Raw genomic sequence first — 22,310 nt, forward strand, 5'->3', positions numbered from 1 at the left:
CGTTGACTTTCTGACACCCGGCTTTATAGAAAAAGGGCCAGATATCCTGGTCCCTTTATTTCTTCACCTTCTCGATTTTCATAAAGTCGTCCATGCTTTTGAACTTGTATCCCTGTTTTTTCAGATCTTTGATCACGCGTTCGAGCACTTCCGCATTGTCTTTGGACACAGTGTGCAGTAAAATGATTGCCCCCGGATGGATTTGCGACATGATGCTGTCGTAGGCGTACCGGGCGCCATGCTGGCGGTTTACATCCCAGTCCTGGTAAGCAAGCGACCAGAGGACATGGGTGTACCCCTCTTCATTGGCAAGCTGCATGGTCCGTTCGCTCAGGATGCCACGCGGCGGGCGCAAATACTTCATTTCTTTCTGGCCGGTGATGCGCGCGGTTTCTTCTTTGACTTTTGCCAGTTCCTCACGCACTTGCGCATCTGAAATTTGCGTCATATCTGGGTGCCCCCAGGAGTGGTTGCCGATAATATGGCCTTCCGCCACCATCCGCTTCACAAGATCCGGCTGTGATTTCAAATAGTGGCCGGTGACAAAAAAGATCGCCGGGACTTTTTCCTTTTTCAATACATCTAAAATTTTTGGAGTATACCCGTTTTCGTACCCGTTGTCAAATGTCAGGTACAAATATTTGTCTTTCGGGTTGCCTTTATAAACTCCGCCATATTTTTGCAAAACTGCGTTATAGGCGGCACCGGCATCCGCCTGCTGTCCGTTTTTACCTTTATTGAAACCCCAGTGGATCGGGGTGTTGGCAATGGCAAAAGTCTCAACGTGGGGGAATACCGAAAAAAACAGAAAAACCGCAAAGGCAGTAACAAATCCTTTTTTCATGGCAAACAAACTCCTTTGTGTGGTTTTCCTTATTTTTTTCATTTCCGTTGGCGGCAATGCTGGCAGTATATGCAGGCGTTGTTAATTTTTGCTGGCAGAAATTCGGGCAAGAAGAGAACCCTGTGTACGAAAAAATTTCACACGCATATAAAAAACCGGCTTACAAGGAAGGAGCCGGTTTACGTTTTTTGAATTGCTCGATTTTCACTTCGATCTCATCAATCATTTGGAGAAGCCGGTCGATATCTTCAAGACCGGTGGCTTCTGGATCCAGTGAATCCAAAACTTCCAAAAACATATTTAGGCGTTCCTTTAAATACACAAGTTGCTGGTCTTTGTCGTAAACAGCCTTTCCCAAAAAAATCCTCCTCACGGCATTGCTTTTCTAACCTATAGTATACTCTATTCCGCGCATAGAAAAAAGCTGCCCGGAAGACAGCTTTGTCCCATTATTTTGGCTGTTCTGTGACGGCAAAGCCAAACGATACATAATCCTGAATCGGGATCCAGGCGCCGATGCCGTGGGAGGTGACGTTTTTCACCATGATTTCCCGTTTCGTGCCTTTTAACACGAGGTACACTTCACCGTACGTGACTTTCCCCTTTTCGTTGACGGCCGGAGCATAAGCGTACAAATAACCGAGCCGTTTCGGCGGGATGTTGTATTCGTGGTCTTTTTTCGTGCCGGCGCCTATGATTGTATCAAAGGCAAGCGGCAGATTTGAGTTTTCCATTGCTTTCAGCAGCATCATTTTTTTGACATCATCCGATTTCGGAAGCTTCGCGGTCAGGCCGCCGCGTACCACTTTTTGCGATTCTTGGACGTAGTGTATTTTATAGTTGGCATTGCCGCCGCGGTTATCAAAATAATTTGTATTGATTTTTTGATACTGCCAATTCGGCGAAGTTTCATTGGATTCATAATTCAGCGGCCATTCCCCTAAATAAATTCTCGCGCGCAGGCCGAGCGACAAAAACGAGTGGTTCACGCTCGTTTCATTCAGCATCCGGATCAAATTCGGATTTTCAATTTTTACATTGGAAGTTTTCAATAGTTTTTCGGTAAAATCGCTCGGCTGCAAATAAGGCAGGTCCTGTGACGGATTCGGATAAGTATTTTCTTTCGTGATATTCAGAACTGACTGGGGAATTTTTACCTGCTTGTTTACCGGCTTCGCTTCTCCGGCCGGGGCAGCTGCAAGCGCGATAAGCAGAAAAATCAGGATCGTCCGCATCAATTTCATCGATGTTTGCTCCTTTCACAAGATGTTCACGAACGTACCGTTATTTTTTCCTGCACGGGCTAAAATATCCGCCTACAGCAAATAAAAGCCGATTCCCATAATAATGTATGCGGCAAGCATTGTGGCGCCTTCAAACCAGTTTGTTTCGCCGTCGTTCGCCAAAATGATCGTGAGCATGACGGCTGCAATCATGGAAACAAGTTCCGGCACCGAAAACACAAGCGGCATCGCTTTTTCGAAAAAGAGTGATGCAAGCACAAGCACCGGCACAACAAACATGGAAACTTGGAGTGTTGAACCGAATGCAATTTCAACGGCAATATCCATTTTGTTTTTGTAAGCCATTAAAATGGCCGAAGCATGTTCGGCAGCATTTCCGACAATGGCGACGATGATAATCCCAATAAACATTTCGCTCCATCCGAAACTTTCCGCGACAGACTCGAAAGTATGTACGAGATTTTCCGACACATATGCAACTGCGATTGTTGCGAGGGCCAGCACGATGATGGATTTTCCCCTCGACCATTCCGGTTCTTCATGTTCTTCTTGCTGCTGGACTTCCCTGTCCTGGTAAATCCCGCGGTGTGTGACCAGTTTAAAAAACAGCGCAAATAAGTAAAGCACAATTAAAATAATGGAAATACCGACACTGAGGCTGACCGTGTCCCTGTCCGATAAATTCATGGAAAAAATTTCAGGGATGACAAACGCAATAAAAATCGCAAAAATCAACAGACCCGAATTGTGCCTAGCATCATACACATTAAATTTCTGCCTTTTATACTTAATGCCTCCGACCAAAAACGACATCCCGGCAACGAGCAGCAAATTCCCCAGGACAGAACCCGTCAGAGAAGCAAGCACGACCTGGTGTAGCCCGGCTTGAAGGGAAAACAGCGAAATGATCAATTCAACTGCATTTCCGAATGTCGCATTCAATAAACCGCCGATCCGCGGCCCCGAAATGATGGCAAGGCTCTCAGTCGCCCGCCCCATGAAGCTTGCAAGGGCAATAATGGTCAGGCAGTAAATGGCAAACATAAGAACACTTGGCCAGTGCAAAAGCGCCCCGGTAACAGAAACGGGGACCCCGATATATACCATAATCGCAAATACTTTATTCATGATCATCCTCCTTTGGTCGACCGCTTTCTTTAAAATTTTACAAAAGAACAGTTGGCTTGCCAAATATTTCTGATATGATTATGCTAAAAGAAAAGCGGAAGGCGCTTGCTTATCTGTGTATGCGCTTCAGGGCCCCAAATTGAAATGAAGGAAACACGGTGAGCCTCAAAGGCAAACCGATGTTGACTTATTGCATGGAAGAGGCGTAGAAATACGCTAGGCGCTAAAGCTGGACAGTTAGTAGTGTACAATACTTCTTGAGGTATACATATGAATCGTTACGAACGCATGCGTTTTTGGATTTTAGTTTTGATGACTTCAGTTTCCGGATTCACACAAGGCATGTTGCTGCCGCTTATCTCTATTATTTTTGAAAAAGATGGAATTGATTCGTCGTTGAATGGGCTGAATGCGACCGGTCTGTACATTGGCGTATTATTTGCATCGCCGCTTATGGAGGCGCCGCTCCGGAAGTTCGGGTACAAGCCTATGATTTTAACCGGCGGCCTGGCCGTGATCGCCTCGCTTCTCTTATTTTCCGCCTGGAAGTCTTTATGGTTTTGGTTTGTTTTACGCCTGTTGATCGGGATCGGTGACCATATGCTTAATTTTTCAACCCAGACATGGATCACTTCTTTTTCACGGAAAGGCCGGCTTGGGCGCAATATCGCTTTATACGGGCTTTTCTTCAGCCTTGGTTTTGCAGCCGGCCCGGCGATGACAAGGCTTGTCGAAATCAGTGAAAAGCTTCCGTTTATTTTGACATCCATGATCAGCCTTTGCTTCTGGCTGGCCGTTTTCCTGTTAAAAAACGAACATCCCGAATCTGATTTGGAAAATGTATCGTTTCTCAGCACGTTCCAGCGTTTCGGAAAAGTTTGGAAATACGCCTGGGTCGCCCTGCTTCCGCCCCTCGGGTACGGGTTCATGGAATCGTCGCTCAACAGCAGTTTCCCGATTTATGCGTTGAGAAACGGGATCGATGTCGATGCAGTGTCGCTCATTATCCCGGCCTTTGCAATCGGCTCCATTATTTTCCAGCTCCCGCTCGGCATGTTGAGCGACCGGTTCGGGAGGCGAAAAACGTTGATCACGGTCCTATTGATCGGGTGCGCCTGCTTTGCTGCCGCTGCGCTCAGCAAATCTTCCGCGGTTGCTTTATTTGCCTGCTTTTTCATTGCCGGCATGGCCGTCGGGTCCACTTTTTCGCTCGGTATCAGCTTTATGTCCGACTTGCTGCCACGAACGCTGCTCCCGGCCGGAAATATTATGTGTGGGATTTTGTACAGCTTCGGAAGCATGGCCGGCCCTTACCTTTGCGGCTTGGTCATTGATTATATCAAAGGGCCTGCGTTCTTCCTGCTGATCAGCTTTTTACTTCTTTTTTTGGCGTCTGCCATTTTCAGTTTCAAAAAAAGCAAAGCTTCCGCTTCACAGCATTCATAAAGGCTGCATTGAACGCATGGCCAAAGCATTCATAAAGGCTGCACGCCCATCAAACCGCGTGCAGCCTTCTGCCCGATTAATGGTAGCCGTTTTGCCCGTTTGCAGAGCCGGATGTTTTTCCTTTCGGCTTTTGTTTGCTGTTTTGCTTTTTTTTACTCATAATGTTCACTCCCTCAACTGGATTGCTGCGGAACATTCTTAATATGCGCAGCACGCGGGATAGGCATTTTAGCAATTTTTGTGTTTGTTGTTTAAAATCGCATTCAGTTCCCCGCCAAATATGAGGATAATGCCGCTGATGTAAAACCAAAGCATCATGATGATCATGCCGCCGAGGCTTCCGTATGTGGCATTGTAATTTCCAAAATGGTTGACATAAAACGATAGGGCAAGGGACGCTGCAATCCACCCGACTGTTGCAAAAATGGCGCCCGGCACGACTGTTAAGCAGCCGAATTTTTCATTTGGCGCAAAAAAGTACAGCACGCTGAAAATGAGGAAAAGCAGCACAGGTGTCAAGATCCATCTTAAAACGGTCAAAACATTTTTTAAATGGTCCGGGATCCCAAAATAGGAAAATACATAATGTATAAGTTGCTCCCCAAATACAGGAATCAAAATGACCACGACAAAAACGATGATCATGCCCAATGTCAGCATCACGGACATGAGGAACTGCATGACAGGCGGCCGTGACTCTTTTACTTTGTAGGCGCGGTTTAACGCTTTGATGATCGAATTCATGCCGTTTGAAGCGGACCAAAGCGTGGCGATCATCCCGAATGACAGCAGCCCCCCATGCCGGTTCGTCAAGATTTCTTTTAATGTGGCATTGATCAGGTCAAACGACTCACGCGGCGCGAAATGTTTAACCATATTGAGTACATCATCAGTTTTGATCGGCAAATACGGAAGCATCGTGAACAAAAAGATCAGCAATGGAAATAATGATAAAAGAAAAAAGTAGGATAACTGCGCAGCCATCCCTGTAATGTCATTCCGTTTCGAGTTTTCCATCAAAGTTGCAATGGTTGAGCGCTTTTGCTCCGCTTGAACCGCAATTTTATCCATTCTCATCACCCTCTTTGCGTCCGGTTTACCATTTATATTTCCCTGTCCCGCCGCTATGAAACGTTTTTTATCCGTAGCGGATCGGGTGGCATTCCGGTATAATGGGGGATATGAACAATACGCGAAAAGAGTGATACTGTGGATCTTTCCGAAAAATCGGCGCGCAATATGGCATTCATGGTGCAGGAAATTACATTCAAATTAAAAATGGGCAATGTCGCGGCATTGCAGGCATCCCAATTCAGCCTGGACCGTTACGACGACTTGCTTGATCTTTATAAAATGGATGAAGAAAAATACGTCAGTCCGAATGAAATGCAGGCAATCGTGGAAGAACTCGGGAGTTTGAAAAAGCATAATTTGATGAAAGGGCTCGCCCAAATGCTTTGGACAGCCCTTTTTTTGGCAAAAAATTTCAAATGCCATGGATTAAATATTTCATCTAAAATGGGCTCTTTTCACATTTTTAAAGACCGGTTTCGCTTGTGTTTACAGCCAAAATGGGTTTTAGCGCCTTTTTAATGGCCTCTTTGCTATAATTTTTTACCCGAATCGGGCCTTAGCAACTCTCTAAAGACCTTTCCAACCTAACTTTTACCTCGATTTGGGCCTTAGCGTCTCTAAGAACATTTTTGACAAAAATTTTTACTTTGAAATGTCTTTTAGCGTTTTTATTAAATCATCCGGCTTAGATATTCCCCAAATTGTCCCTTAAAACAGCTTTAGAAACAGCCTCTTTCATCATCCTGGTCGGTGAGGATGACCACACCGTTTTTCGTGACTGCCACAGTATGTTCATACTGGGCGGACAGCGAACCGTCCATCGTGCGTGCAGTCCAGCCGTTGTTATCCATCTTTGTTTCGTAGGTTCCGATATTTACCATCGGTTCGATCGTAAAGACCATGCCTTCTTTAATGCGTGGGCCTTTATGCGGCAGGCCGTAGTGCGGGACTTCCGGCTTTTCGTGGATTTTCGGCCCGATGCCGTGGCCGATAAAGTTGCGGACGACCGAAAACCCTTGCGCTTCCACATACGTTTGGATAGCATGGCCGATATCGCCGATCCGATTTCCAGCTTTAACCTGTTCAATACCTTTAAAAAGCGCCTCTTTTGTGACATCAAGCAGCTTTTGCGCTTGTTCGCTGATTTTTCCGACCGGATAACTCCATGCTGAATCTGCAAGGGCCCCGTTCAGGTTTACGACCATGTCAATTGTGACAATATCCCCTTCTTTGAGCGGTGTTTTCCGCGGAAAACCGTGGCAAATTTCATCGTTGATGCTGGCGCATGTCGCGTATTTGTAACCCTGGTAACCCTTTTGTTCCGGGGTTGCCCCGTGTTCCCTTAAATACCGGTCCACGAATTCTTCAATTTCCCATGTCGTAATGCCAGGTTTAATCATTTTTGCGATTTGCTTATGCGTATCGGCGAGAAGTTCGCCTGCTTTTTTCATCATGTCGATTTCCCTTTGTGATTTCAAAGTAATCATTTTCCGACTTCCTTTCGTTGTTGCACCATTATTCTATGTAAAAACGCAGTTCTGTTTCCTCACTTCTTATTATCATATCGTTAATCGGCGGAGTTCGCAAAGTAAAAAAACCTGCTGTCATTTCACAGGCAGCAGGTTTTTGTATCGTAAATTTTATGCATTTAAAATTTTTAAAGATTCACGGTTGAATGCAGGAATATCGTCTGGCGTGCGGCTTGTGACCAATTGGTTCCCGCATACGACAACTTCTTCGTCACGGAATTTTGCACCTGCATATTCCATGTCCACCCGGATCGATTTATAGCCTGTGGCCGCCCTGCCTTCGAGTGCTTTTGCGGTAATCAAAAGCTGCGGGCCGTGGCAAATGGCAAACACCGGCTTTTTCCTATCCATAAATTGTTTTACAAAATTGACAAAGCGGTCATCGGCACGGAGCTGATCCGGAGAAAAGCCGCCCGGAATGAGCAATGCATCAAAATCATCCACGCTGACTTCATCGATGCCTTTGTCAATATGAATTTCGGTACCATGTTTCCCTTTTACCGTTTTTCCGGCTTCCTTTTCAATATTGACAACTTCATGGCCAGCTTCTTTATAAGCTTTTACAGGTTCGGTGTATTCCGAATCTTCCACTTCATTTGTGACAAGTACAGCAACTTTTTTGGCCATTGTACACATCTCCTTTTCTAATCGTGGGATGATTTTATTTTACCCCATGTGTATTTCTTCAAACAAATGATATGCATCTGTATGCCAAATAATGGAAATTCAGCATATAAAGATGATGATTTTATGAGTAAGGATTTACGATTCAGGGGAATTACAGAAAAAACCCGGGCGCTATCATCAACCCAAGGTTCATTGGCCGATTCCACCCGACTGTTTTTTCGGCAGGACCAGCACTTCCACCCGCCGGTTTTTTGCCCGGCCGGCAGCTGTTTTATTGGATGCGATCGGGTGATATTCCCCGTATCCTTTGGCGGAAAAATATTTTGGATTTAATTTTTTGTTCTCTAAAATGATTTTTAAGAAATTTGTTGCGCGCATCACGCTTAAATCCCAATTCGATTTATAGACAGAATTATGGATCGGCTCGTTATCCGTATGCCCGCTGATGATGATGCTTCTCGGGGGATCCATGACAAGCAGATTGGAAAGCTGCTTCGCGGTTTTCACATCTTCCTTCCGCACCGTAGCTTTCCCAGAATCAAACAGCACATTGTCCCGTATCGTAATCAGCAGCCCTTCACTCGTTAAAGAAGTTTCAAATTTTCCTTTCAAGTGGTTTTCCATTATATATGTATTGATTTTTTGTTGGGTCTGTTTCAATTGGGTATCTTTGTTGGCTTTGGTGCTGTTCATTGTGGCACTTCCGTTTTTCTGTTGGTCGTTTTTCTTTTGCTGGAGAAATTTTTCCGTATCAGATGTGCCATTTTCATCACCAGACGTCTGCTTCGTATAATCAAAGAAGCTCGTCCCGCCAACGAACACGCCGTTAAAGACTTTAGAGAATTTCTGAAATTTCTCGGCATCAATCGAGCTCATTGCAAACAGTACGATAAACAAGGCCAGAAGCAAGGTCAACAAATCGGAATAAGGCAGCAGCCAGGAATCACTTATGCGCTCTTCTTCATGTTCTTTCTTCCGCTGTTTACTCATTTGTCGCCACTCTGCCTTCTGTCTCTTCTTCCACCAGCTTTTTCCGTTTTTCATTCGGCAAATAAGAAGCCAGTTTTTGTTCGATGACGCGCGGGGATTCGCCCGCCAGGATGGATAGGATCCCTTCCAGCATGATTTCCTTTATTCTTACTTCTTTTTTGGATTTTCGCCTTAATTTATTGGAGAACGGGTGCCATAATACATACCCTGTAAAAATTCCCAATAATGTTGCAACGAAGGCGGCGGAAATGGCATGGCCGAGCACTTCGGTATCTGATATGTTCCCGAGCGAAGCAATCAGCCCCAATACCGCCCCTAAAACACCGAGAGTCGGCGCATAGGTTCCCGCCTGAGAAAAGATGGCGGCCCCCATCTGGTGTCTTTCTTCCATCGCTTCAATTTCTTCGCTCAGCACATCACGGATATATTCGACACTCTGTCCATCGATCGCAAGGCTCAACCCGTTCCGCAAAAAAGGATCATCGATTTCGTCCACCTTTGCTTCAAGCGCAAGCAAACCTTCTCTGCGGGCGATCTGTGCCCAGTCGGAAAACAACTCGATAATTTCTTCTGTGCTCATCAGCTTTTGTTCCGTAAAAATAATTTTAAAAAGCATTGGGATTTTTTTCAGTTCACTCATCGGGAAGGCAATAATGACGGTTGCAGCGGTTCCCGCCAAAATAATTAAAATTGCGGCTGGATTAATCAAGACGCTCGGGCTCACGCCTTTTAGAACCATGCCGGCACCAATCGCAACAACGCCCAAAATAATGCCGAAAATAGATGATTTGTCCATATTTTTCACCTGATTATTATGATGTCTTCATTCATTATATCGGATGAAAATTGGCACTGTGTAGTAAAAAAGCGGGAAATATGTTCATTTTTTGGGCATACGGTTAATCAAACAGTTTCTTTTCGATTTTTTCGCGGTAGTTTTTAAAGATAGCGGAATTTGTTTTGATCCGTTTTTTGGAAAGCAGCCGGTTATACGTCAGTAGTTTCTCGCTCAACTTCTTTTCGAGGCCTTCCTTTTCCAGTTCATTTTCCGATTGCTTGATTAAATCTTCTATTATCATCAATTCTTTTTTTAAATTTGCTTCCTCAGGGGAAAAGCCGGCGTTTTGCAAAATATGGTAAGCCATTCGAAGTTCTTCAGGCACGCCTGACAGCGGGTCTTTCGGAAGCGGCTTCCCAAATCCCGGTAAATTTTCAAATTTTTCTTCTTCATAAGCTTTTCGGATCTTTTCTTCAGTGATTCTCGTGAAATCCATAGAGGCTCCCTTTTCGCTTTTTCCTTTATTATAACGCATCTTCTTACATATTTTCCCGTATGTTTTAGGGACGCTATGGTCATGAAAGGAGGAACCAGTATGGGACGAGGAAAGCTGTTCAGCTATAAAAGAAAAGGCCATCCGGGCAATTTTCCGAAAGACCAGATGACGGATGAAAAATAGCATAAAGGCAGCAACTATGATGAGGAACAAATGATTCCGCACGAAGCGTTTAAAAACAGCATGCACCATCATTAAGCTAAAAGGGCGCCGTCAGCTGACGCGCCCTTTTTAGGAGACGGTAGGAACCGGCTCAAGCTGCATGGCCGGGCCGAAAAATTCATAGCGGATGCTTTCTTGCGGAACGCCCAGTTCAGTTAAAATGCGGACGGCATTTTTCAAGAAAGGAACCGGGCCGCAAACATCGTTTTGTAAAAATATTAAATAGTAATATTTAAAATATATCTTTAAGATAGTGTTTTCTTTTCATTAAAGTAATTATCCAAAATACATCTTTAAAAGATTTGTCACAATCTCCTTTTTCTGCAGTTTTTTTCGAAAACAAGTATATGGGGGATACAAATGCGTTTAACGAATTACTCAGATTACGCGTTGCGTGAACTGATTTCCCTGGCTTCGATGGGAGACGGCAAATTGGCCAGTATTAAAGAAATTGCGGATGATTACGGTATTTCAAAAAATCACTTAATGAAAATTACTTATGAATTAAGCAAAATCAGGGGCATTAAAACGGTACGCGGGCGCGGGGGCGGGATTTGCCTTGCTAAACCACCCCGCAAGATCAATATCGGGAAATCATCCGCTGCACGGAAGACGACTTTAAATTGGTGGAATGCATGGAAGGCGGGGCATGTATCATTACCCCTGTCTGCGGATTGAAGCATGTTTTGCATGAAGCGCTTGCTGCATTTCTCTTTGTTTTGGATCAATATACGCTTGAAGATCTTGTCAAAAATTGGTTATCTTACCGGCAGCTTTTAACAAACTAACACTTGGAGGGGGTTTATTCACTTGCCCGGTGTTCCGCTTGTTCAAGATACTTTTTCAGCACAACCGCATGATTGTGCTCCCCATCTTCTGCTGCGTACAGCAAGGTAACGTTTCCCGCTTGCCCCCACTCGATCAGCCGGTCCAGTTCCGTCCGGTCCTCCAGGTTGTCCAGTTCCTCCGTGTATTTGGCTCCAAATTCGGCAAACTTTTCCGGATCGTGGTTGAACCATTTCCGCAGTGCGGGCGTCGGTGCCACGGTTTTCATCCAATCATCCAGCATGGCTTTTTCTTTCGAAACCCCACGCGGCCAAATCCTGTCAACAAGCACCCGTTTGCCGTCATCTCCCGGTTTTTCGTAAATTCGTTTTAATTCGTACATTCGAACAGCTTCCTTTCATGGTATTTTAGTCATTTCGCCCGCTTCTTCCGTTCCAAACTGGCAGGGTTGCGTTCCATTTTCGCATAGGTCCATTCCAAAAAACAGTCCTCTAACTTTTCATTTAATCGTTGTTTTTCAAAATTTTTCTGTGTATGATAGTTTTGACGTCTATTCTGACAAATGAGGACATTTTTATGAAAATACGCGATTGGGACCAAAATTTAAAAGTCCGTCTTTTCGGGGAATCATTAATGAATCTCACCTTTTGGATGTTCTTCCCCTTTTTGACCATTTACTTCACCGAGGAATTCGGTACGGGGCTTGCAGGCACCCTTTTAATTGTTTCGCAAGTTTTTTCCGCCATTGCCAACCTGCTCGGCGGTTATTATGCCGACCGCTTCGGCAGAAAAAAAATGATGGTGCTCTCTTCGTTCGGACAGGGCATCGCCTTTTTGTTTTTTGGGTTTGCCAACTCGCCATGGTTCGACTCTGCTCTTGTGGCTTTTATTTGTTTTTCCGTCTCCGGCGTATTCGGTTCGCTTTATTATCCGGCGAGCCAGGCAATGATTGCCGATGTTGTCGATGAAAAAAACCGTAGCCATGTATTTGCCGTTTTTTACACATCCGTCAATATCTCAGTCGTCGTCGGGCCGGTGATCGGCGGGATTTTCTTTGCGCATTACCGTTTCGAACTGCTAGTTTTCGCAGCCCTTTCATGCCTAGTGCTCGGCATCCTGCTCGTAAGATACACACGCGAAACAGCACCGCTTTTTGCAAACGGTCATCCCAAAAAAGAGAAAAAATGGTACAGTTCCCTTGTGGAGCAGGCCCAAAGCTACCAGGTCATCATCAAGGATAAAATTTTTATGCTGTTTATCTTTGCCGGCATTCTCGTCGCCCAGACGTATATGCAGCTTGATCTCATCTTGCCGGTCTATACGAAAAAAGCCTTCGATGAAGCCGATTTTTTCAACCCGATCCATTTTACCGGAGAGCAACTGTTCGGTTTTATTTTATCCGAAAACGGCCTGATTGTCGCCCTTTTCTCCGTAGCGGCTACGAAATGGATGGCGAGATACAGGGAACGGGACGTGTTTGTGCTGTCTTCGCTGCTTTATGCCGTTTCCATTTATTTATTCGGCGTCTGGATATCAAGCTTTGGATTTATCTTCTCGATGCTCCTGTTTTCACTCGGCGAACTGGTTGTAACGGGTATCCAGCAAAACTTTGTCTCCAAGCTCTCGCCTCCTGACATGCGTGCCCAATATTTTGCAGCTGCAAGCCTGCGGTACACACTCGGCAGAACAATTGCACCGATATCGATCCCCTTGGCCGGCATGATCGGCTACAAAGGAACGTTTGCCGTCCTGGCTGTTTTAGCTGTTGCGAGTGCTGGCATGTATATCGTGATGTTCCGGCAATATGAAAAAAGACGTCTGTCCGGTACATGAAACCGGGCAGACTTTTTTTCATGAACAGCGGCATTTTGATCCATACTACTTTTGAAAAGTTTGTGCCCTTTGCTTCGGTAGTAAAAATCATCAACACACCTTTGTAAAGAAAGAAGTGGTGAAAGATGCTTACACAACAACAACTGGACCATTTCCGAACGATTTTAAAGTCGCAACTTGACGGCTTTCAAAAAGAATTGGACCAAAATAACCATTATCAATTAGAATCCGCGCACCCTTATGATTCCGTCGGAGAACTTTCGAGTTACGACAACCATCCTGGCGATACCGGAACTGAACTGTATGAACGGGAAAAAGATATTGCTCTGAATAACCACGCCGAATATGAAGAGGAAAAAATCAGGGCAGCTCTTAAAGCAATGGAAGACGGCACATACGGAAAATGCAAAAAATGTGGCAGGGACATCCCGATCGAGCGGCTGGAGGCACTCCCGTCAACGCTGTACTGCAAAGAGCACAGCCCGGATTCTACGATCCCGGGGCACCGGTCCGTTGAAGAAGATGTGCTCAATCCGCCGTGGGGAAAATTCAATTTCGACGATTCAAAAGATGAGTCGGTTGTCTTTGATGCGGAAGATTCCTGGCAGGCTGTTGCGAAATGGGGCACTTCTGAATCACCTTCCGATTTTGAAACCCCACCGGACAGCTATAACGAAATGTACACGGAATCGGACGATCATGACGGCTATGTGGAAGACTTTGAAAATTTCTCAGGTAACGACATTTCCGGCAAACATGTAAAAATTTATCCAAATGAAGAATATAAAGAATACGAAGAAGAACTGGACGGAGTGGACATGATGACACCATTCGAGGATCTGCCGCGGAATGAAAAAAATCCATATGTGGAAGAAAATGAAAAAAATCGGAAATAAAATGAAAAAATCAGGTTTATTTGCTGAACCTGATTTTTCTTTGAAAAAATTCCGGATGGAAGCCTTTTTTCTTTACGTTTTTGTTCGTATATTACAGCCGATTTTGTTATAATTTTTTATATGATAAAAGGAAAAGTTAAACCGCCGCCACGAGCGGCATCAACATAATGGAGTGAGATTTTTGGGAAACAGACAAAAAAAATATATGCGTGAAACCCGCACAGTGAAAACAAGCTATGTTTTTCCGCCGGATACAAACCACCTTGGCACGCTATTCGGGGGAAAATTAATGGCTTATATTGATGATACAGCATCGATTGCGGCCGCCAAACTGGCCAGATGCACCGTTGTAACGGCTTCGACCGACTCTGTCGATTTTATTGCCCCGATCCGCGTCGGGAATGTCGTCACAGTTGAAGCGATAGTGACCTGGACTGGCCGCACCTCAATGGAAGTTTTTGTAAAGGTTAGTGCGGAAGACTTAAAAACAGAAGAAACATCGATTGCCGCCATTTCTTTTCTAACCTTTGTGGCGCTTGATGAGAACGGGAAACCGACACCGGTGCCCGAAGTCGTTCCGGAAACAGATGAGGAGCGCTGGTTAAATGAAACGGCAAAACAGCGTGCCGAACAAAGATTGCTGCGAAAAAAACAAAGTGAGGAAATGGCGCGCTATTTTTCAAACGCCATGTTATAAGATTGAAGAACCTGTTCTGCAGAAAAAATTCCTTTTTGTCACAAAAGGAATTTTTCCTTTCTCCTCCATTGTGAAAAATTTTACAAAAAGATTAATTTTGTATGGTAGCTGCAGCCTTTTTACAGATTTTTAAGGAATTGCCGCGACATGTTTTTGTAATGTGATGGATTGGAAGAAAGTGCTACCGACGGCACGGACAAAAAAAGCTATACTGAATGGGAATGACTATGGTACCATACTATGCTTTAAAAGATCATGAAGGTTAGGTGACATAATACATGTTTTCAGGGAACGAAATTGGAATCGATTTAGGAACTGCGAATGTTTTGGTGTATTCTAAAAAAGAAGGCGTGATTTTGGACGAGCCATCCGTTGTGGCAATAGATAACCAAACAAAACAAGTGCTCGCCTTCGGGCATGAGGCAAAAGCCATGATCGGCAAAACGCCGGAAAAAATTACGGTTGTCCGCCCGCTAAAAGGCGGCGTAATTGCCGATTTTGACATGACGACAGAAATGTTGAAACAAATTATGAAAAAAATCAATAAACAAAGCGGCATCTCCATCCGCAAGCCGAATGTCATTGTATGTGCCCCATCCGGCGCAACATCGGTTGAGCGCCGTGCCATTGAAGATGTGGTAAAAAACAGCGGGGCCAAAGCTGTCCATTTAATTGAAGAACCGGTTGCCGCCGCAATCGGCGCCGATCTGCCTGTAGATGAACCGATCGCGAATGTTGTTGTCGATATTGGCGGCGGCACGACAGAAGTCGCCATCATTTCTTTCGGCGGCGTTGTCACGTATAATACGATCCGGATCGGCGGCGATAAAATGGATGATGATATTATGCAGCATGTTAGAAAAACGTACAACCTTTTAATCGGCGAACGGACCGCGGAACAAATCAAAATGGAAATCGGCCATGCTTTAGTCGACCATCGGGAACAGACAATTGAAGTCCGCGGACGGGATCTTGTGACAGGCCTGCCGAAAACCGTGATATTAAGCTCTTATGAAATCCAAGAGTCATTGCGCGACTCACTTCTGCAAATTTTGGAAACGATTCGCGCAACGTTGGAAGACTGCCCGGCTGAATTGAGCGGAGATATCGTAGACCGCGGTATTGTGTTAACCGGGGGCGGCGCCCTTTTGCAAGGCATGCAGGAATGGCTGAGCAACGAAATTTTCGTGCCTGTGCACCTGGCGCCAAATCCGCTGCAATCCGTCGTTGTCGGCGCAGGCCGCTCCCTCCAGTTCATCAACAAAATGACTGCAGACGCAGCGAAATAAGGTTTTGCAGGTCCGGGAGTTTTCCGGAGTCAAAAACTTGCTGACCATCACCAAGAAATAAGCTGGCTGAAGATTCGAAAGGGGCGCGGCTGCAGAATTGACTGCCTTTGCCACAGTTTCAGTGCAGCGATTTTGGAAAACACATTGGGGACAGGATTAGCACAGTACGCAGGATTTTCCCCTAGGATGATAAAACGGCTGGAATCGGGTAATGCGCGGTTCCAGCCGTTTTTTTGTGTTTGATTTTCTATCGGTGGTGAACAATAGAATATACTATAGAAAAAGCAGGTGTTTTGATGACAAACGAACAAATTGCCGACACGTTCGAATATTTTGGGCTCGGGCAGCTGTATCAGCATTTGCGTACACCCATTGAACTTTCCGGAATTTTGGACTCCTTCTCTCGCCAAGATTTGGAAGCTTTTTTGGAAGTGTATGATTTTTCTTCCTACCGTCAACTCTTATTTGATGAATTCCGTTACTTTTTTCTGACCTACCAGAAGGGGTTTATCCGGTAAAGTCAAAAATGGAAAGGCACTTGCCGTACCCTATTTTACTTCCTGTTCCATCAAAACCGGTTCCGGCTGCGGGACTTGTGCCTGCTGTTTTCCGGATAAACTTTCGAGCATTTCGCGGATATCGATGCCGCTCGATGCTTTCAACGTTTCCTGGAGTGTTGCCATCAGGTCGGTGGCATAACCGGTGATTTTGTTCGCACCCCCATTTGTGCCGCTGCCCGTATCGACAACTGTAATGGAGCCGATATTGGAAAGCGGGCCCGCCACTTGTTTCGCGTATTCAGGCAGCACCTTCAAAATCATGTCAAGTACAGCAGCCTGGCCGAACTGTTCGTATGCTTCCGCAATTTTTCTTTTTGCTTCCGCTTCCGCCAAACCTTTCAGGCGGATAATTTCCGCTTCGGTTTCCCCTTGGGCGCGCTGGGCGTCCGCTTTTGCCGTACCATCGATGCGGACGCGTTCCCCTTCCGCTTTTGCCATTGCTTCAATGCGGTATTTATGGGCATCGGCTTCGGCGATTTGCTTCATTTTTTCCGCAATCGCGGCCTGCTCCACAGCATAACGGTCGGCATCCGCTTTTTTCTTCACTTCGGAGTCGTATTGGCGTTCGCGACGTAAAATTTCCTTTTCTTCCAGTTCGATCTGCTTTTGCCGTTCGATTATCTTAATTTCCATTTCCTGTGCCGTCACTTCCTGTTTGGAACGGGCCGTTTCCAAATCGTACGCCTGGTCGGCCCTCGCCCTTGCAATATCCTGCTCGCGGCGGAACTCGGCAATTTTTAATTGGTTGAACTTTTCAGCTTCCGCAATTTCTGTTGCCCGCTCGAGTTCTGCGCGTTTTGCTTCTTTTAACGCTTCTGCCCGGCGGATCCGCGTTTCTTTTTCCGCTTCTGCGGTCGCAATGTCAGCATCCCGTTTGACCTGGGCAATCCGCGGCTTTCCGAGCGCATCGAGATAACCGTTTTTATCTTTTACTTCTTTAATTGTAAAGGATACGATAACGAGCCCCATTTTCGCCAAATCCTGGGAAGCGACACGCTGGACTTCCTGCGAAAACTTGTCGCGGTTTTTATAGATTTCTTCAACGGTCATGGAACCTAAAATGGAGCGCAAATGGCCTTCCAGCACTTCCCTCGCTTCATTTTCACGGTCTTCTTTTGATTTCCCGAGAAATTGTTCGGCAGCTGTGGCAATCTCCCCGATCGATCCGCCGATCTTGATAATCGCAATCCCGTCGGCCATAACCGGAACGCCTTGTTCGGTATAGACTTCCGGCGTTGTGACTTCCAGTTTGCTCGATAACAGGCTGAGCGGTTTTGCCTGTTGGAACACCGGGAATACGAATGTCCCTCCGCCGCGGATGATTTTAATCCGGTTTCCCGCTTCGTCGACATGGACGTTTTTGCCGCCCAAAAAACTTCCGGTGACGATCAATGCTTCATCCGGGCCCGCCGTCCGGTATTTTGTAATAAATACGCCAATCAGTGCAATCACCAAAAATACAACAATGCCAATGATAATCCAAATGCCCATTATTCCGCTTGCAAACATGCGGTTCCCCCCTTATGATTGATAAAATGTTTCATGATTCAAACGGTAATTTTCGTAAGGCACGACATACAGCACGCCATTTTTCACTTCAATGACCAGCACCTGCGTCCCTTCTTCGATCTGCGTGTCCTGCACGCTGGCAGCCGGTTTTGAAATCGTTCCGGTTTTGCTGTCAATCACGACTTCCCCAAATCCGCCTTTCGGAATCGAAAGAATCGTTTTTCCAACCCTTCCTTTCAAAGACTCTTCCGTGTAGGCGAGCGATTCTTCAGCAGTGGACAATGGAACGAACACAAACACGTTCAGCAATGTATCCAATATCAAGGCAATAACAATTGAAATCGTGATAATGAGCAGATGGGAAAGAGGTGTCAGTTTTTCCAAAATATACCCGCCTGCCGAGAAAAAGGTGAAAAATGCCAGGATCAGAGCAGGATGGATAAAATTGACCGCATCCGCTATACTGCCGAGCAAATCGTTAAACAGCAAATAAAGCACCGTCAAACAGCCTGCCGTGATCAATACAGCCAAATATGCCGTCTCAATCGGCACGCCAAACACTTCCATATGCAACACATCCCTTCTATTGCACGGGCCCCTTTCATCAATTTTTTTATGTACTTTTATTACGGTTTAAAATGGCACAGGTTTCATAAAGTGGAAAAAATTTTTACAATATGCTCAGGTCGTATTTACGGTATTTTCCATTTCTGGTGTATGGATGGTTGAGGGAGGTGAGGAGATTGTAAGCAATATTTTTAGATTAGATTTGAAGAAACCATCTCAATTCATAATATGGAATCCTTGATTCAATGATGAGTGAATCACTTTTAGAGTATCAGAATGTGCGTACTTATCTTTTTTTCCTGCTAATACATTTAATTGCTCTTTTATAAACAAAAAACCCGCTCCCCAACGAGAGCAGGCTTAAATTCTAATCTAATGCATTCCCTAAATCTTCAAGCAGATCTTCTGCATCTTCAATTCCGACTGAGATGCGGATCAAGCCGTCTTCGATGCCGAGTTCAAGCCGGCGTTCGCGCGGAATCGAAGCATGGGTCATCAGCGATGGGATCGAAATCAGGCTTTCCACCGCGCCCAGGCTTTCCGCCAAAGTAAAATAGCGGGTTTGATTCAAAACATCCAGCGCTTTTTCCTGGGATTCCACCGTAAAAGAGATCATACCGCCGAACCCATCGGCCTGGGAACGGTGCACTTCATGTCCGGGATGATCCGCAAGGCCCGGATAGTACACTTTTTCAACCGCAGGATGCGCCACCAAAAATTCAACAATCTTCCGCGTGTTTGCTTCAATTTCTTCCATGCGCACGCCCAGTGTTTTAATGCCACGGATCAAAAGCCAGCTGTCCTGCGGGCCGAGAATGCCGCCTGTTGAATTTTGGATAAAATGCAGGTCTTCGGCCAGCCGCTCATCTTTTACAACCACGAGTCCGGCAACAACATCGCTATGCCCGCCGAGATATTTCGTCGCGCTGTGCACAACAATATCCGCTCCTAAAACAAGCGGATTTTGCCAATACGGTGTGCTGAATGTATTGTCCACAATAAATTTCAACCCGTTTTCACGCGCCACACCAGCAATCGCCCGCAAGTCCGTAATTTTCAACAGCGGATTGGTCGGCGTTTCCACATAAATTGCTTTTGTATTCTGCCGGATCGCTGCCCGCACCGCATCCAAATTGCTTGTATCGACAAATGTCACATCAATATTAAAGCGGTTCATCACCTTTGTCAGCACGCGGAAAGTGCCGCCGTACACATCATCGGTCGCCAAAATATGGTCGCCGGCCGAAAATAACTGGATAACTGCCGTAATGGCCGCCATTCCGGAGCCGAATGCAAAACCGCGCGTGCCTTCTTCAATATCGGCGATCAGTTTCTCCAATGCTTCGCGCGTCGGGTTGCCGGTCCTTGCGTATTCATATTTAAAATTGCCGACGCCGTCCTGCTTGAATGTGCTCGCATGGTGAACCGGCACGGAAACGGCACCTGTATATGGGTCACGGCTGATGCCGCCGTGAATGAATTTTGTTTTTTTACGCATCGATCCATCTCCTTTTTTATATCTTTCCGCAAGACAATCCGTGGCTGCCTTGTTCGCTTTTCCGCAGAAATTCCAAAATACGCGGTAATACAATTACATGGACGAATCAACCAGAATAGATCCCGCTGCTGATATACCGTTCGCTGCTGTCCGGGAAAATCGTAACGATATGGGTGCCCGGTTTTGCCCGCTGTGCTTCCCGCAGGCTCGCTTCTAATGCGGCACCCGAAGAACTGCCGATCAAAAGGCCTTCAAGGCGGGCCGCTTCCGCCAACCGCTTAAAAGCCGCATCGTCCGAAATCGTGTGGATCGCATCAAAATACGAGCGATCCATAAACGGCGTCAAGAATTCCATGCCGATCCCTTCCGTGCGGTGGCCGTGCGCCTCGCCGCCGTTTAAAATCGAGCCCTCGGGTTCCACGACCACAGCCTTCAGATCCGGATTTTTCTCCTTTAAAAAACGGGCCGTGCCCATAAAAGTGCCTCCGGAGCCGGCGCCCGCCACAAAAACATCGACATGGCCGTCGAGCGCATCCCAAATTTCAGGGCCGAGCGTTTTATAATAGGTTTCCGGGTTGGCAGGATTTTCAAACTGGCCCGGAAAATAAGAATTCGGCGTTTCGGCAAGGAGTTCTTTCGCTTTCGCAATCGCACCTTCCATGCCGAGCGCAGTCGGCGTGTTGATGACTTCCGCTCCGAGCGCCCGCATCAGCGTCTGCTTTTCCATGCTGAATTTTTCCGGCACGACAAACACTGCCCGCACACCGAACCGGATCGCAGCCAGCGCAAGCCCGATCCCCGTGTTGCCGGCGGTCGGTTCAATGATCGTCCAGCCGCGCTTCAGTTTGCCTTCCTTAAACGCTCGCTCCAAAAGGTATGCGCCGAGCCGGTCCTTGATGCTACCGCCCGGATTTAAATACTCAAGCTTTGCAAACAGGCGGACATCTTCCGACAGATCAAATGCCGTAATTTCCACCAACGGCGTGTTGCCGACCAGTTCATGGACATTTTTTGCAAACTTCATCTGAAGCGTCCCCGTTATTCGGCAAAAACCTGTGCCCATTCATCACGTTTTGCCAGCATCTTTCTTGCAATCTCCTGCGCGCCTTCCAATGAATGGCTCGCCGCCCAGCCGCACTGCGTTTCATTGCACGCCGGCACTTCGGTTGCTTGAAGCACGTCATTCAATGTTTTTTCAATGATATCGAGCACCTGGTTATAATCGTCCAAATTGATGACCAAAAAATAAAAACCGGTTTGGCAACCCATTGGGCTGATATCCACAATTTTGTCTGTATAATTGCGGGCGAATTCCGCCATCATATGTTCCAGTGAGTGAAGTGCCGGCATCTCTATATGCTCTTTGTTCGGCTGGCAGAAACGGATATCGTATTTGCGGATCACATCGCCGTGAATTCCTTCTTTCACCCCTGCGAGGCGCACGTATGGCGCTTTTACTTTCGTATGGTCCAAATTAAAACTTTCTACATTCATTTTTTGCATTTCAGCCATTGTCATGCACTCCTTTCAATTTTGCATCAATCAACCATACAAAACGGTTTAATGGATCGAACGAAACTTCAAAATGATTGTCTTTGAAAATAGAAGCTAGCACAGGGACCGTCGTGTAGTACTCGCTTTCCAAGTCTTTTGCAAGCCGGCTGAACCCTCTGTTTTTTGCCTCCTGGATCATCTCCCGCTTTGCTTCCTCTGATTTAAAAACGGTATCGGCAAAAACAATTTTGCCGCCAGGGTTTAAAAACCCCCGGTACAAGGAAATGGCATACCGCTTTTCTGCATCCGTCAAGTGGTGAAAAGCATAGGTGCTCACAATCGTATCCACTTTTTTCGGGACTGTAAAATTTAAAAAATCCCCATCTGTTATTTTAACACTCGGATGCTTGTGTTGTGCAATTTTTCTCATATTGGCAGAAGGTTCTATGCCAATTACAGACAGCCCTCTCTGCAGCAGTTTTCCCGTTAAATTCCCGGTGCCGGGGCCAAATTCAATAACAAACCCTTCCGCACGGCCAGCGACAGCATCCAAAATTTTATCATATTGAAAGAATACTTCCCCGTATTCGGAATCTTTGCCGGAAACTGTTTGATCATAAGAGTGGGACCATTCATCGAACAGCGCATCAAATTCTCTGCCCAATCTTAATCCCTCCATTTCCTATAAAATAACTATGAATTAAATGTACCACGTATTATTATTTTTTGCAAACTTTGGGACTGAATATTAATCACCATTTTAAACGTTTTTACTTTCATTCATGGCGGTTGTATTTTAAAAT

23 protein-coding genes and 2 pseudogenes are annotated in these 22,310 nt (G+C 45.8%); 8 read left to right on the plus strand and 17 right to left on the minus strand.

Features of this window, described 5'->3' with window-relative positions; all coding sequences use genetic code 11:
• Window positions 1–55 precede the first annotated feature (55 nt).
• From pdaA to cax, 4 genes are all read right to left on the minus strand, one after another.
• On the minus strand, window positions 56–844 hold the full coding sequence (gene pdaA / locus GBH70_RS09195; protein WP_151680762.1) for a delta-lactam-biosynthetic de-N-acetylase: 789 nt from the start codon (window positions 842–844) through the stop codon (window positions 56–58).
• A gap of 160 nt (window positions 845–1,004) precedes the next feature.
• Window positions 1,005–1,202: an SE1561 family protein gene (locus tag GBH70_RS09200; RefSeq protein ID WP_151680763.1), complete on the minus strand. Its 198-nt coding sequence runs from the start codon at window positions 1,200–1,202 to the stop codon at window positions 1,005–1,007.
• 91 nt (window positions 1,203–1,293) lie between these two features.
• Complete coding sequence (locus tag GBH70_RS09205; protein WP_151680764.1) at window positions 1,294–2,088, minus strand: YfkD famly protein; 795 nt, start codon at window positions 2,086–2,088, stop codon at window positions 1,294–1,296.
• A 72-nt stretch (window positions 2,089–2,160) separates the two neighbouring features.
• Window positions 2,161–3,222, minus strand: coding sequence for a calcium/proton exchanger (gene cax, locus GBH70_RS09210; RefSeq protein WP_259370054.1), 1,062 nt, complete (start codon window positions 3,220–3,222; stop codon window positions 2,161–2,163).
• Between the two features lie 264 nt (window positions 3,223–3,486).
• Here cax and GBH70_RS09215 point away from each other — a divergent pair, with 264 nt between their 5' ends.
• Window positions 3,487–4,662, plus strand: a complete 1,176-nt coding sequence (locus GBH70_RS09215) for an MFS transporter (RefSeq protein WP_151680766.1) — start codon at window positions 3,487–3,489, stop codon at window positions 4,660–4,662.
• Between the two features lie 228 nt (window positions 4,663–4,890).
• Here GBH70_RS09215 and GBH70_RS09220 read toward each other — a convergent pair whose 3' ends face one another.
• Entirely contained in the window at window positions 4,891–5,733 is an 843-nt protein-coding gene (locus GBH70_RS09220; RefSeq protein WP_151680767.1) for a YihY/virulence factor BrkB family protein, read from the minus strand.
• A 138-nt stretch (window positions 5,734–5,871) separates the two neighbouring features.
• Between GBH70_RS09220 and GBH70_RS17800 the strand changes: the two are divergent.
• Window positions 5,872–6,087: pseudogene (locus GBH70_RS17800) on the plus strand (DUF1128 family protein); the annotation flags it as partial.
• Between the two features lie 368 nt (window positions 6,088–6,455).
• Here GBH70_RS17800 and map read toward each other — a convergent pair.
• From map to GBH70_RS09250, 5 genes are all read right to left on the minus strand, one after another.
• The gene (gene map / locus GBH70_RS09230) at window positions 6,456–7,223 is read right to left on the minus strand and encodes a type I methionyl aminopeptidase (protein WP_151680769.1); all 768 of its coding nucleotides are present in this window, start codon (window positions 7,221–7,223) and stop codon (window positions 6,456–6,458) included.
• A gap of 153 nt (window positions 7,224–7,376) precedes the next feature.
• Window positions 7,377–7,892 (minus strand): type 1 glutamine amidotransferase domain-containing protein, encoded by a 516-nt coding sequence (locus GBH70_RS09235; protein ID WP_151680770.1) that lies wholly within the window; start codon window positions 7,890–7,892, stop codon window positions 7,377–7,379.
• A 189-nt stretch (window positions 7,893–8,081) separates the two neighbouring features.
• The gene (gene motB, locus GBH70_RS09240) at window positions 8,082–8,882 is read right to left on the minus strand and encodes a flagellar motor protein MotB (protein WP_151680771.1); all 801 of its coding nucleotides are present in this window, start codon (window positions 8,880–8,882) and stop codon (window positions 8,082–8,084) included.
• The gene (gene motA, locus GBH70_RS09245) at window positions 8,875–9,678 is read right to left on the minus strand and encodes a flagellar motor stator protein MotA (protein WP_151680772.1); all 804 of its coding nucleotides are present in this window, start codon (window positions 9,676–9,678) and stop codon (window positions 8,875–8,877) included. The genes motB and motA overlap by 8 nt, the downstream gene beginning before the upstream one ends.
• Window positions 9,679–9,781: 103 nt before the next feature.
• Complete coding sequence (locus GBH70_RS09250; RefSeq protein WP_151680773.1) at window positions 9,782–10,156, minus strand: DnaJ family domain-containing protein; 375 nt, start codon at window positions 10,154–10,156, stop codon at window positions 9,782–9,784.
• A 582-nt stretch (window positions 10,157–10,738) separates the two neighbouring features.
• Here GBH70_RS09250 and GBH70_RS09260 point away from each other — a divergent pair.
• A pseudogene (locus tag GBH70_RS09260) lies at window positions 10,739–11,166 on the plus strand (Rrf2 family transcriptional regulator).
• A 14-nt stretch (window positions 11,167–11,180) separates the two neighbouring features.
• Here GBH70_RS09260 and GBH70_RS09265 read toward each other — a convergent pair.
• On the minus strand, window positions 11,181–11,546 hold the full coding sequence (locus tag GBH70_RS09265; protein ID WP_151680774.1) for a DUF488 domain-containing protein: 366 nt from the start codon (window positions 11,544–11,546) through the stop codon (window positions 11,181–11,183).
• 194 nt (window positions 11,547–11,740) lie between these two features.
• On the opposite strand from GBH70_RS09265, the gene GBH70_RS09270 reads away from it, so the two are divergent.
• The 5 genes from GBH70_RS09270 to GBH70_RS09290 all read left to right on the plus strand — a co-directional run bounded on the left by GBH70_RS09270 (window position 11,741) and on the right by GBH70_RS09290 (window position 16,397).
• On the plus strand, window positions 11,741–12,997 hold the full coding sequence (locus GBH70_RS09270) for an MDR family MFS transporter (protein ID WP_151680775.1): 1,257 nt from the start codon (window positions 11,741–11,743) through the stop codon (window positions 12,995–12,997).
• 125 nt (window positions 12,998–13,122) lie between these two features.
• On the plus strand, window positions 13,123–13,893 hold the full coding sequence (locus GBH70_RS09275; protein WP_151680776.1) for a TraR/DksA C4-type zinc finger protein: 771 nt from the start codon (window positions 13,123–13,125) through the stop codon (window positions 13,891–13,893).
• A gap of 181 nt (window positions 13,894–14,074) precedes the next feature.
• A complete protein-coding gene (locus GBH70_RS09280) occupies window positions 14,075–14,590 on the plus strand; it encodes an acyl-CoA thioesterase (RefSeq protein ID WP_172967515.1) in 516 nt (171 codons plus the stop codon).
• Between the two features lie 278 nt (window positions 14,591–14,868).
• A complete protein-coding gene (mreBH, locus tag GBH70_RS09285; RefSeq protein WP_151680777.1) occupies window positions 14,869–15,879 on the plus strand; it encodes a rod-share determining protein MreBH in 1,011 nt (336 codons plus the stop codon).
• A 296-nt stretch (window positions 15,880–16,175) separates the two neighbouring features.
• Complete coding sequence (locus GBH70_RS09290; protein WP_151680778.1) at window positions 16,176–16,397, plus strand: hypothetical protein; 222 nt, start codon at window positions 16,176–16,178, stop codon at window positions 16,395–16,397.
• A 30-nt stretch (window positions 16,398–16,427) separates the two neighbouring features.
• On the opposite strand, the gene floT is transcribed toward GBH70_RS09290, so the two are convergent.
• The 6 genes from floT to GBH70_RS09320 all read right to left on the minus strand — a co-directional run bounded on the left by floT (window position 16,428) and on the right by GBH70_RS09320 (window position 22,171).
• Window positions 16,428–17,948: a flotillin lipid rafts scaffold protein FloT gene (gene floT / locus GBH70_RS09295; RefSeq protein WP_151680779.1), complete on the minus strand. Its 1,521-nt coding sequence runs from the start codon at window positions 17,946–17,948 to the stop codon at window positions 16,428–16,430.
• A 12-nt stretch (window positions 17,949–17,960) separates the two neighbouring features.
• Window positions 17,961–18,515: an NfeD family membrane protein gene (locus GBH70_RS09300; RefSeq protein ID WP_172968300.1), complete on the minus strand. Its 555-nt coding sequence runs from the start codon at window positions 18,513–18,515 to the stop codon at window positions 17,961–17,963.
• Window positions 18,516–18,882: 367 nt separating this feature from the next.
• On the minus strand, window positions 18,883–20,013 hold the full coding sequence (locus GBH70_RS09305) for a bifunctional cystathionine gamma-lyase/homocysteine desulfhydrase (protein ID WP_151680781.1): 1,131 nt from the start codon (window positions 20,011–20,013) through the stop codon (window positions 18,883–18,885).
• Between the two features lie 106 nt (window positions 20,014–20,119).
• Window positions 20,120–21,037, minus strand: a complete 918-nt coding sequence (locus GBH70_RS09310; protein WP_151680782.1) for a PLP-dependent cysteine synthase family protein — start codon at window positions 21,035–21,037, stop codon at window positions 20,120–20,122.
• A 14-nt stretch (window positions 21,038–21,051) separates the two neighbouring features.
• Entirely contained in the window at window positions 21,052–21,525 is a 474-nt protein-coding gene (locus GBH70_RS09315) for an S-ribosylhomocysteine lyase (RefSeq protein ID WP_151680783.1), read from the minus strand.
• A complete protein-coding gene (locus tag GBH70_RS09320) occupies window positions 21,518–22,171 on the minus strand; it encodes a class I SAM-dependent DNA methyltransferase (RefSeq protein ID WP_151680784.1) in 654 nt (217 codons plus the stop codon). Before GBH70_RS09320 ends, GBH70_RS09315 begins: the two co-directional genes overlap by 8 nt.
• Window positions 22,172–22,310 lie beyond the last annotated feature (139 nt).

The sequence above is a fragment of the Weizmannia acidilactici genome, from assembly GCF_008974225.1.
Lineage (GTDB): Bacteria > Bacillota > Bacilli > Bacillales > Bacillaceae_C > Weizmannia > Weizmannia acidilactici.